Consider the following 9,677-nt stretch of genomic DNA (forward strand, 5'->3'; position numbering starts at 1 on the left):
GCAAGCCCGCTCCCACATTGGATTGCGATCAGACCCGCACGTTACGCCCAGGCAGTGTTGTGCGCTGGCTGTTCTCCCAGTTCTCCACCAGCCCCACCGGCACGTCCGCCGCCGGCAGCATCTGCACCCCACGCACCAGGTCCGCAGCCCGCTCGGCGAGCATGATGGTTGGCGCATTGAGGTTGCCGTTCGGCTCGGTTGGGAACACCGATGAGTCGATCACTCGCAACCCCGTGATGCCATGCACCCGCAACTCGGAATCCACCACTGCCATGTCGTCCTCGCCCATGCGGCACGAGCCACAGGGATGGTAAGTGCTTTCGAGGTTGTCACGGACAAAGGCATCGAGGTCTTCGTCACTGGTCACCAGGGCGCCGGGAGCGATTTCGCCGTCGCGGAAGCGGTCCATGGCTTTCTGGCCGATGATTTCGCGGGTCAGGCGGATGCAGCGGCGGAAGCCTTCGCGATCCTCTTCGCGCTCCAGGTAGTTGAAGCGAATTTCCGGATGCTCGTACGGATCGGCCGAACGCACCCGCACGTACCCGCGGCTTTTCGGTTTGTTGGGACCTGTGAGCACCATGAAACCGTGGCCCTTGATCGGCTTGTTGCCGTCGTAGCGCATCGCTGCCGGCAGGAAGTGGAACTGGATGTCCGGCCAGCGCAGGCCCTTCTCGGAGCGGATGAAACCACCGGCCTCGAAGTGGTTGGTGGCGCCCAGGCCGTCCTTGAACAGCAGCCAGCGCAAACCGATCATCAGCTTGCTCAGCGGGTCCATCTTGCTGTTGAGGGTCACCGGCTCCTTGCAGCCGAACTGGATGTACACCTCGGCGTGATCCTGCAGGTTCTCTCCTACTCCCGGCAGGTCATGGCGCACGCCGATTCCGGCCTTGCGCAGGACCGCGGCCGGGCCGATGCCGGAGCGATGCAGCAGGTGCGGCGAGCCGATCGGCCCGGACGAAATCAGCACTTCACGGTTGCAGTGCACTTGGTGGGTCTGGCCACCGTGGTCATACATGACCCCCACCGCGCGCTTGCCTTCGAGGATGACCTGGCGGGTCATCGCGTGGGTGACCACCGTCAGGTTCGGACGCCCCATGGCCGGGCGCAGATAGGCGTTGGCCGTGGAGCAACGCACACCGTTCTTTACGGTCATGTGCATCGCGCCGAAGCCTTCCTGCATGTAGCCGTTGCAGTCTTCGGTCTTGATGTAGCCCGCCTCGGCACCGGCTTCAACCCAGGCCCCGTACAGCGGGTTCTTCATGTTGTTGCCGTTGGTGGTGTGCAACGGCCCGGTCTGCCCGCGATAGCTGTCGCCACCGGACTCGTAGCTTTCGGCGCGCTTGAAGTACGGCAGGCAATTCTTGTAGCCCCAGCCCTGGGCGCCGAGGGATTCCCATTCGTCGAAATCCAGCGCGTGGCCGCGGATATACACCAGGCCATTGATCGACGACGAGCCCCCCAGCACCTTGCCCCGTGGGCAGTGGATGCGCCGGCCGTTGAGGTAGGTTTCCGGTTCGGTTTCGTAACGCCAGTTGTACTTTTTGGTGTTCATCGGGATCGAGAATGCGCTCGGCATCTGGATCACCACGCTCTTGTCACTGCCGCCAAACTCCAGCACCAGCACCGAGGTGGCCGGGTCTTCGCTCAGGCGGTTGGCCAACACACAACCTGCCGAGCCTGCGCCAATGATGATGTAGTCGTATTTTTGCGTGGTCATTCTTTGTGTGGTCATGGTTATCTCCCGACCGTCGATTCAGTAAATACCGGTTGCAGTGGTTTTTTGTGGATCAGCGTGTCGCCGGTGGTGTATTGCGGGGAGGTTTTCTCGATCTGCTGGATCACCGCCTCTTCGCGTTTGAGATCGATCGAGCGGCTCAGCCAGTAGTACGCCAGGCCCGAGACGATCAGCCCCACCAGCCAGGCGATGTCGATGCTGCCCAGTGCCTTGGCCAGCGGGCCGACATACACTTCGCGTTGCTCGACGCCGTCATAGATGTAGAAGAACGGAATCATCGAGATGAAGCCGATGGCGTAGGCGGCCATACCGCGCAGGCCCCAGTTGCCATAGATATTGCCGTGGGGCATGAAGAAGTGCGGGATGGCGTAGCGGCCCTTGCGCACGAAGAAGTAGTCGGTGAGGTTGACCGAGGTCCAGGGCACCAGGAAGTACAGCATCACCACCAGGTAGATGCCGAGCACCGACAGGCCTTTGCCGGAACTCTGGATGCTCAGGGCTACGCCCAGTTGCAGCAGGATCACGAAAGCGATGGCGATGATCCGCGCCTTGCGGGTCGGTTCGATGTGCTTGATCGAATCGACACAGGTCAGGGTGGTCAGCTTGGCGCTGTAGATGTTCATCGCGATCACCGGCAGGAACGCCAGGATGGTCACCACCACCACCGCGGTGCCGATCAGCGGCGACACGGTGTTGCCGACTTGACCCAGGGCCACCAGCACATCGGTGGAGTGCAGGTGATCGGCCAGCCAGCCGCCGACGGAAATCATCCACGCACCGGACAGCGACGCACCAAGAAACACCACGGCGATCAGCTTGCCGCTGGAGGTGTTCTTTGGCAGATAACGCGAGTAGTCCGACACGTACGGGGCATAGGCGATGTTGTAGCTCGCCGCCGCCGCGAACTGGGCGATGAAACCGGTCCAGTTGAAGCCCAGCGGCGGCGGGGCCACTTCGCCTTCGGCCAGTGCCGGCAAGACCGCATCCGGCACCCAGCCCATCACCACCGCCAGTGTCACCAGGCCGTACAGCGGTAGCGACAGGTACAACGCCCATTTGAAGCTGCGGTGCATCCAGTCATGGCCGAGGATGGCCAACACCGCCGCCGGGAGGGTCACGGCCACCGCGATCACCACGGGGTTGAATCCGAACAGCGTATGCAGGCCCTGCATCATCAGGACCAGATTGACGATGTTGAACCCGGCGAACACGAACAGCGTCGCCAGCAGCACGAGGATCACGCCACGGTAACCGAACTGCGCGCGGGACTGGATCATCTGCGGCAAGCCGAGGTGCGGGCCCTGGGATCCGTGAAACGCCATGAACAGCGTGCCGAACATGATGCCCAGGGTGCCGGCGAGTGTGGTCCAGAGCGCGGTCAGGCCGACGCTCGGGCCTACGAAGCCGATGGTCATGGTGAAGAAGGTGAAGTTGCCGAGAAACCAGAACGGGCCCTGGCTCGACAGTTTGTCGGTGCGTTCGTCCTCGGGGATGAAGTCAATCGAATGCCCCTCGACGACGGATTTGTCATCGAGGGAGGACACACTCGTGGCGGACTTGGCGTTTGTGTTCATGATGGACTCTTATTGTTGGAAGATCATGACGAGATAACTGCATTCTTCGGGTGAACGACGCCCGGGGGCCTCCATGCCGTTCCTGATGTTCAAACGTGTAAATGACGAAAAACCTGTAGGAGCGAGCTTGCTCGCGAAAGCGTTGGGTCAGGCAACATATTTGTCGAATGTACCGGCCTCTTCGCGAGCAAGCTCGCTCCTACAAAGGGCAGGCGTCAGGCTGGCAGCGTGATCCACACCGCCTTGGTTTCGAGCAGGTAGTCGAGCTGCTCCGCGCCCAGGTCCTTGCCGAACCCGGACTGCTTGTAGCCACCGAACGGCATCGACGGGTCGAGGGTGCCGTGAGCGTTGACGTAGACCGAACCGGCCTTGAGCCGTGGAATCAGGCTGTGCACCTTGCCCAAGTCGTTGGAATACAGGGCCGCCGCCAGGCCATAGACCGAGTCGTTGGCCAAGGCCAGCGCCTCTTCCTCATCGTCGAACGGTGCGGTGACCAGCACTGGCCCGAAGATCTCTTCCTGGACGATACGCATGTCGTTGCGGCAGTTGGCGAAGATGGTCGGTTCAACGAAGAAGCCAGGGCCATCGACCGGTTGGCCGCCGTAGACCAGTTCGGCGCCTTCGGCCTTGCCGGTCTCGATGTACTCGGTCACGCGCTGCTTTTGCAGGGCCGAGACCAGTGGGCCGATGAAGCAGTCCGGGTCCAGGCCCGGGGCCATTTTCAGGGTGCGTGTGTAGGCGATCAGCTCACTCAGGAATTGCTCGTAGACGCTGCTATGAATATAGGCTCGCGTGCCGGCGTCGCAAACCTGCCCGGAGTTGAAAAACACCCCGTTGGCGACCGCTTGTGCCGCCGCCGGAATGTCAGCATCGGCAAACACGATGACCGGTGATTTGCCGCCGAGCTCGAGGGTCAGGCGCTTCATCTCGTCCAGCGCCGCGCGGCCAACGGTAACGCCCACCGGGGTCGATCCAGTGAAGGTCAGTTTATCGATGCCAGGGTGGGTGGCCATGGCCGCGCCGACCACGCTGCCACGTCCGGTGACGATGTTGATCACGCCATCCGGAATGCCCGCTTCCTGCACCAGTTCAGCGAAACGCAGGGCCGACAGCGAGGTCAGTTCGGCGGGTTTGACCACCACGGTGCAACCGGTGGCCAGCGCCGCGCCGAGTTTCCAGGCCATGGTTTGCAACGGGAAGTTCCACGGCACGATGGCGCCGACCACGCCCACCGCTTCCTTGCGGGTATAGGCCAGGTAATTGCCCGGCAGCGAAGGCTCGACGGTACGGCCGTGGAGCTTGGTGGCCCAACCGGCGAAGTAACGCAGGGTATCGACGGTACCCTGGATGTCGACGTCCTTGGCGAAGGCGACCGACTTGCCCATGTCGATCGATTCGATTTGCGCCAACTCAGCAGCGTTCTGTTCAATCAAGTCCGCCAGGCGCTGGATCAGGCGTTCCCGTTGCGCTGGTTTGGCCTGGCTCCATTGGCCACCGTCGAATTGCGCACGGGCGGCTTGCACGGCGCGGTCCAGGTCAGCGGTGGTGCCCATCGGAATGCGGGTGATCAGGCCTTCGGTCGAAGGTTCGATCACATCGGAAGTCTGGCCGTCGCTGGCTTCGACCCAGGCGCCGCCGATGAACATTTTCTGGACCTTGCCGAGGAAGGTCTGGGTGGCTTCGCTGACGCCGAATTTTTGCAGGTAACTTTTGACGATCGTGTCCATTTTTGTTCTCTCTGCCCGGCAGTCAGAGCCTGTCGGGTCACTGGTTTCGATGTTCAGGCCTGCTCTTAAGCCAGGGTCGCTTCACTCTCGGCGGCCGCCCGTACCAAGCCGCGCTCGTGGAAGATGAAACCGATGCTGTTGAGCAGCAGTTGCGCGGCCAGGATCGAGGTCATGCCGGTCGGGTCGTACACCGGTGCGACTTCCACCAGGTCCATGCCGACGATGTTGCCTTTGCTGCGCTTGGCCAGGGCCTGGATGATTTCCAGCACTTCGTAGTAAAGAAAGCCGCCGTGGCTCGGAGTGCCGGTGCCCGGGGCGATGGACGGGTCGAAGCCGTCGATGTCGATGGTGATGTAGTAGTTGATGTTCTGCGGGATCAGCGCCAGTACACCCTCGACGCCAAGGCGACGCACATCGCGCACCGAGAGAATCTTCGAGCCGGCTTCGTGGGCCGCTTCGTAGTCGTCGCGGTTGGACGACGACACGTTGCGGATGCCCATCTGCGTCATGCCGACGATGTGGTTCATTTCCGAGGCGCGGCGCAGCGGATTGCCGTGGCCGTAACGTACGCCGTGGCGCTCGTCGACGAAGTCCAGGTGCGCATCGAAGTGGATGATGTGGATCGGGCCACGGCCTTCGAAGGCCTTGATCACCGGCGCATGTACCGAGTGATCGCCGCCGAGCACCACCGGCATCACCCCGGCATCGAGGATCTTGCGCACGGCGTATTCGGTGTTCTTGTTACTGGTGGCCATGTCGGTGTGGACGATGTCGGCATCACCGACGTCGACCATGCGCACGTCCGAAGCGGTGAGGTACATCACGTCGTCTTCGTGGTCATAGGCGCCGGCGTGGCCGAAGGAAAACAGCGTCGATGCTTCACGAATCCCGCGTGGTCCGAAGCGTGCGCCGGAGCGCCACTGGGTGCCCATGTCGTTGGGTACGCCAAGCACCGCGACGTCGGCATCCAGGGCATCCCAATCGGTGCACACCGGGGATTTGCCAAAGGTGCAATGACCCACGAATGGCAGGTTCAGGCGACCGGATTCATAACCGTTGTTCGACATTTCTAGCCTCTCCACTTCTTGTTATCGGCTTGGCGGAACTGCAAGGCGACCGCCGTTGGAGAGACTATGGGCGCAGGTTTTCGTGGAAAAAATGCTAAACATCAGATACTCATATCGGCATTACCGATGCATCCACAGGCCGGAGGTCAACGTGATTCAACTGCACGATGTCGATCTGAAGTTGCTCAGGGTGTTTGCCACGATTGTCCGCTGCGGCGGTTTCTCGGCCGCCCAGGCGGCGCTGAATGCCGGGCAGTCGACGATCAGCGAACAGATGACCCATCTGGAAACCCGATTGGGGGTCAAGCTCTGCCAGCGCGGGCGCAGCGGCTTCCGCCTGACCGAGCAAGGGGTGGCGATCCATGAGGCCACCCAGCGCCTGCTGTCGGCGGTGGAGAACTTCTGCATGGACGCCGACGTGCTCAAGCAGCACATCAGCGGCAAGCTCAACCTGGGCATCATCGACACCACCATCACCGACCCGGATTCGCCCATTCCGCGCACCACCCAGCGCTTCGTGTCGCGCGGCCATGACGTGCACCTGAACGTCTACGTGGGTACGCCGGCGGAGCTGGAAGAGCGGGTACTCGACGGCCGCCTGCATTTGGCCATCGGGCACTTTCCGATCCATGTGCCGGGCCTGCTGCAATCGCCGCTGTACCAGGAAGCACTGGGCTTGTATTGCGGGCGCCGGCATCCGCTGTACGGCAGCCAGGCTGAAGGTGAGGAATTGCTCGAAGAAGTCGCGGCCGGGCGCATCGTCGTCCGCGGCTACATGCAGCAACATGACCTCGAACACCTGGGCGTCAGCAAGGCGGCCGCCACCGTGGACAACATCGAAGCCACGGCGATCCTGATCATTTCCGGCGCCTACCTGGGCTTTCTGCCGGAGCACTTCGCTGCCCAATGGGTCAAGAGTGGCGAGATGCACCAGTTGGCCCCGGGTAGCTTACGTTTGAGATCACCGTTCGACGTGATCACCCGTCGCGGCGTGGCACCGCCGCCGATCCTCCAGGCGTTCCTCGAGGACCTGGCGGCCAGCGCCCGCAAAACGGCTAACGGATGACATGACGCTCGCCAAATTCAAATTCGCCCCGGCATACTGATTTTCGTTTGCCACTTTTGCAGGTCCGTCATGCGCATCCACGTCACCTTCATCGACCGCGTCGGCATCACCCAGGAAGTACTGGCCCTGCTCGGCGGGCGCAGCTTCAACCTGGATGCCGTGGAGATGGTGCCGCCGAACGTCTACATCGATGCCCCGACCCTCGGTACCGAAGTGCTGGAAGAGCTGCGCGAGGCCCTGTTCGGCGTGCGCGGCGTACAAGCGGTGACCATGGTCGACATCCTTCCGGGGCAACGTCGGCGCCTGCAACTGGACGCCTTGCTCGCCGCCAGTTCCGACCCGGTGCTGGCGGTGGATGATCGCGGTCACGTACTGCTGGCCAATCCGGCGTTGATCGCCCTGTGCGGTCGCGAACCGGCCGGCGAATCCCTGAGCGCATTGTTCGACGATGCCGACTTGCAACGCACCTTGATCGCCCAGCATTTCCGCCTGCCCATGCACGAGGTCAGCCTCGGCGGCCACACCCTGCTGCTCGATGCCATGCCGATCACCGACGCTGGCGCCCTGCTCACCCTTTATCAACCGAACCGCATCGGCGAACGTCTCTCGGCGCTGCACCATGATCACGCCGAAGGTTTCGATGCGCTGCTCGGTGAATCGCCGCCGATCCGCTCGCTCAAGGCCCGCGCGCAACGGGTGGCGGCGCTGGATGCACCGCTGTTGATCCAGGGCGAAACCGGCACCGGCAAGGAACTGGTGGCCCGCGCCTGTCACGCCATCAGCGGTCGGCGGGACGCGCCATTCCTGGCCCTGAACTGCGCGGCACTGCCCGAAAGCCTGGCCGAAAGCGAGCTGTTCGGCTACGCCCCCGGCGCGTTCACCGGGGCGCAACGGGGCGGCAAGCTCGGGCTGTTGGAGCTGGCTGACCAGGGCACGGTGTTTCTCGACGAAGTCGGGGAAATGTCGCCGTACCTGCAAGCCAAGTTGCTGCGTTTTTTGAGTGATGGTTGCTTCCGTCGGGTCGGTGGCGATCGCGAGGTCAAGGTCAATGTGCGGATCCTCAGCGCGACCCACCGCGACCTGGAAAAGATGGTCAGCGAGGGGCACTTTCGCGAAGACCTGTTCTACCGCCTCAATGTGCTCAACCTGCAAGTGCCGCCGTTGCGCGAACGTGGCCACGACATCTTGCTGATGGCCCAGCACTTCATGCAGCAAGCCTGCGCGCAGATCCAGCGCCCGGTCTGTCGCCTGGCGCCCAGCACCTTTCCCGCCCTGCTCGGCAACCGCTGGCCGGGCAACGTAAGGCAATTGCAGAACGTGATCTTTCGCGCGGCGGCGATTTGCGAGAATCCGTTGGTGGACATCGATGATCTCGATATTGCCAGGACGGCGGTGGAACGACAGAACGATGGCGAGGTGGGTAGCCTCGAGGATGCCGTCGAAGGGTTTGAAAAGAATCTGCTGGAGAAACTTTATCGCAGCTATCCGTCCAGCCGCTTGCTCGCGGCGCGCCTGCAAACCTCCCATAGCGCCATTGCCATTCGGCTGCGCAAATACGGAATTCCCAACAAGTCGTAAGACCGCCTCGGTCAAAAGCGGGAGCGGGCTTGGTCCGGGCGGCGTTCCGACGAAGGCGGTGTGTCAATCAGCGCATAGGTTGAATGACACACCGCCTTCGCGAGCAAGCCCGCTCCCACAGTGGAATTGTGTGGGCGCTGATGCGTTTGCAAATCGATACAGTGTATTGAAATCAAGACAAAACCCTCTCGACCTGTCTGGCCCGGGCTTCGGTCCCTTCCCTTCGCCTGCCTGTATTGATTTCAATACGCCAGCCGCAACAAAAACAGCCTGACTAAAGACTAAGCCATTGATTTAAAACAAATAATAAACCTTGGCACCACCCTTGCTATCTCTCCTCCAGCCAAGCTCCAACACGAGCCTGCCCATCGCCCTCCGCCACCTGCAGCGGATGAGTCTGAACAATGAGGAGTTGATATGAGCGAATTGCGTTTTACCGTCGAACACGAATGGCTGCGTACCGAAGCTGACGGCAGCTTCACAGTCGGCATCACCGCGTTTGCGCAACAGGCGCTGGGGGATGTGGTGTTCGTTCAAGTACCCGAGTTGGGAAGCTTTGACACCGGCGCTGAAGTATCTGTCGTGGAATCGGTAAAAGCCGCCAGCAGCATCAGCATGCCGCTGGACGGCGAAGTGCTGGAAGTGAACGCGGAACTGGAAAGTACCCCGGAGCTGGTCAACGAAGATCCGCTCGGCCAGGGCTGGTTCTTCCGCTTCAAGCCCACTGACGCTGCCGCTGTCGGCCAACTGTTGGATCAGGACGCCTACGACCGCCTGATCCAAGACCAGATCGACGCGTGAGGATTGCCCATGACCATCCGCCTCGACACCCATGACGAATTCATCGCCCGCCACATCGGCCCCCGCGCCGGTGACGAGCAGGCCATGCTCAACACCCTCGGTTTCGACTCCCTCCAGGATCTGAGTGCG

At 62.0% G+C, this 9,677-nt stretch carries 8 protein-coding genes; 4 read left to right on the forward strand and 4 right to left on the reverse strand.

Translation table 11 applies throughout. The annotated features are described in order from the left end of the window. Window positions 1–28: 28 nt before the first annotated feature. The 4 genes from betA to speB form a co-directional block, all read right to left on the reverse strand. Entirely contained in the window at window positions 29–1,717 is a 1,689-nt protein-coding gene (betA, locus tag NQL71_RS29060) for a choline dehydrogenase (RefSeq protein ID WP_274643747.1), read from the reverse strand. A 17-nt stretch (window positions 1,718–1,734) separates the two neighbouring features. Further along, window positions 1,735–3,309, reverse strand: coding sequence for a purine-cytosine permease family protein (locus tag NQL71_RS29065; RefSeq protein ID WP_046817671.1), 1,575 nt, complete (start codon window positions 3,307–3,309; stop codon window positions 1,735–1,737). 215 nt (window positions 3,310–3,524) lie between these two features. After that, entirely contained in the window at window positions 3,525–5,036 is a 1,512-nt protein-coding gene (locus NQL71_RS29070; protein WP_166620884.1) for an aldehyde dehydrogenase family protein, read from the reverse strand. A gap of 65 nt (window positions 5,037–5,101) precedes the next feature. Continuing rightward, window positions 5,102–6,103, reverse strand: a complete 1,002-nt coding sequence (speB, locus tag NQL71_RS29075; protein WP_077185999.1) for an agmatinase — start codon at window positions 6,101–6,103, stop codon at window positions 5,102–5,104. Between the two features lie 151 nt (window positions 6,104–6,254). On the opposite strand from speB, the gene NQL71_RS29080 reads away from it, so the two are divergent. The 4 genes from NQL71_RS29080 to NQL71_RS36920 all read left to right on the forward strand — a co-directional run. Continuing rightward, window positions 6,255–7,169 carry a LysR family transcriptional regulator gene (locus NQL71_RS29080; protein WP_046817674.1) on the forward strand — a complete coding sequence of 305 codons (915 nt, stop codon included), beginning with the start codon at window positions 6,255–6,257 and terminating at the stop codon, window positions 7,167–7,169. A 69-nt stretch (window positions 7,170–7,238) separates the two neighbouring features. After that, the gene (gene gcsR / locus NQL71_RS29085; protein WP_046817675.1) at window positions 7,239–8,747 is read left to right on the forward strand and encodes a transcriptional regulator GcsR; all 1,509 of its coding nucleotides are present in this window, start codon (window positions 7,239–7,241) and stop codon (window positions 8,745–8,747) included. A 417-nt stretch (window positions 8,748–9,164) separates the two neighbouring features. After that, on the forward strand, window positions 9,165–9,548 hold the full coding sequence (gene gcvH, locus NQL71_RS29090; protein WP_274643745.1) for a glycine cleavage system protein GcvH: 384 nt from the start codon (window positions 9,165–9,167) through the stop codon (window positions 9,546–9,548). Between the two features lie 9 nt (window positions 9,549–9,557). Beyond that, window positions 9,558–9,677: hypothetical protein (locus tag NQL71_RS36920; protein ID WP_425520695.1), on the forward strand; the 120-nt coding region annotated here is incomplete at its 3' end.

The sequence above is a fragment of the Pseudomonas serbica genome, from assembly GCF_028823535.1.
GTDB lineage: Bacteria > Pseudomonadota > Gammaproteobacteria > Pseudomonadales > Pseudomonadaceae > Aquipseudomonas > Aquipseudomonas serbica.

What these genes read in the sequence shown, in the direction of transcription:
- betA (WP_274643747.1), bottom strand. Translation starts at nt 1,717, where the DNA reads ATGACCACGCAAAAATACGACTACATCATCATTGGCGCAGGCTCGGCA.
- NQL71_RS29065 (WP_046817671.1), bottom strand. Translation starts at nt 3,309, where the DNA reads ATGAACACAAACGCCAAGTCCGCCACGAGTGTGTCCTCCCTCGATGAC.
- NQL71_RS29070 (WP_166620884.1), bottom strand. Translation starts at nt 5,036, where the DNA reads ATGGACACGATCGTCAAAAGTTACCTGCAAAAATTCGGCGTCAGCGAA.
- speB (WP_077185999.1), bottom strand. Translation starts at nt 6,103, where the DNA reads ATGTCGAACAACGGTTATGAATCCGGTCGCCTGAACCTGCCATTCGTG.
- gcsR (WP_046817675.1), top strand. Translation starts at nt 7,239, where the DNA reads ATGCGCATCCACGTCACCTTCATCGACCGCGTCGGCATCACCCAGGAA.
- gcvH (WP_274643745.1), top strand. Translation starts at nt 9,165, where the DNA reads ATGAGCGAATTGCGTTTTACCGTCGAACACGAATGGCTGCGTACCGAA.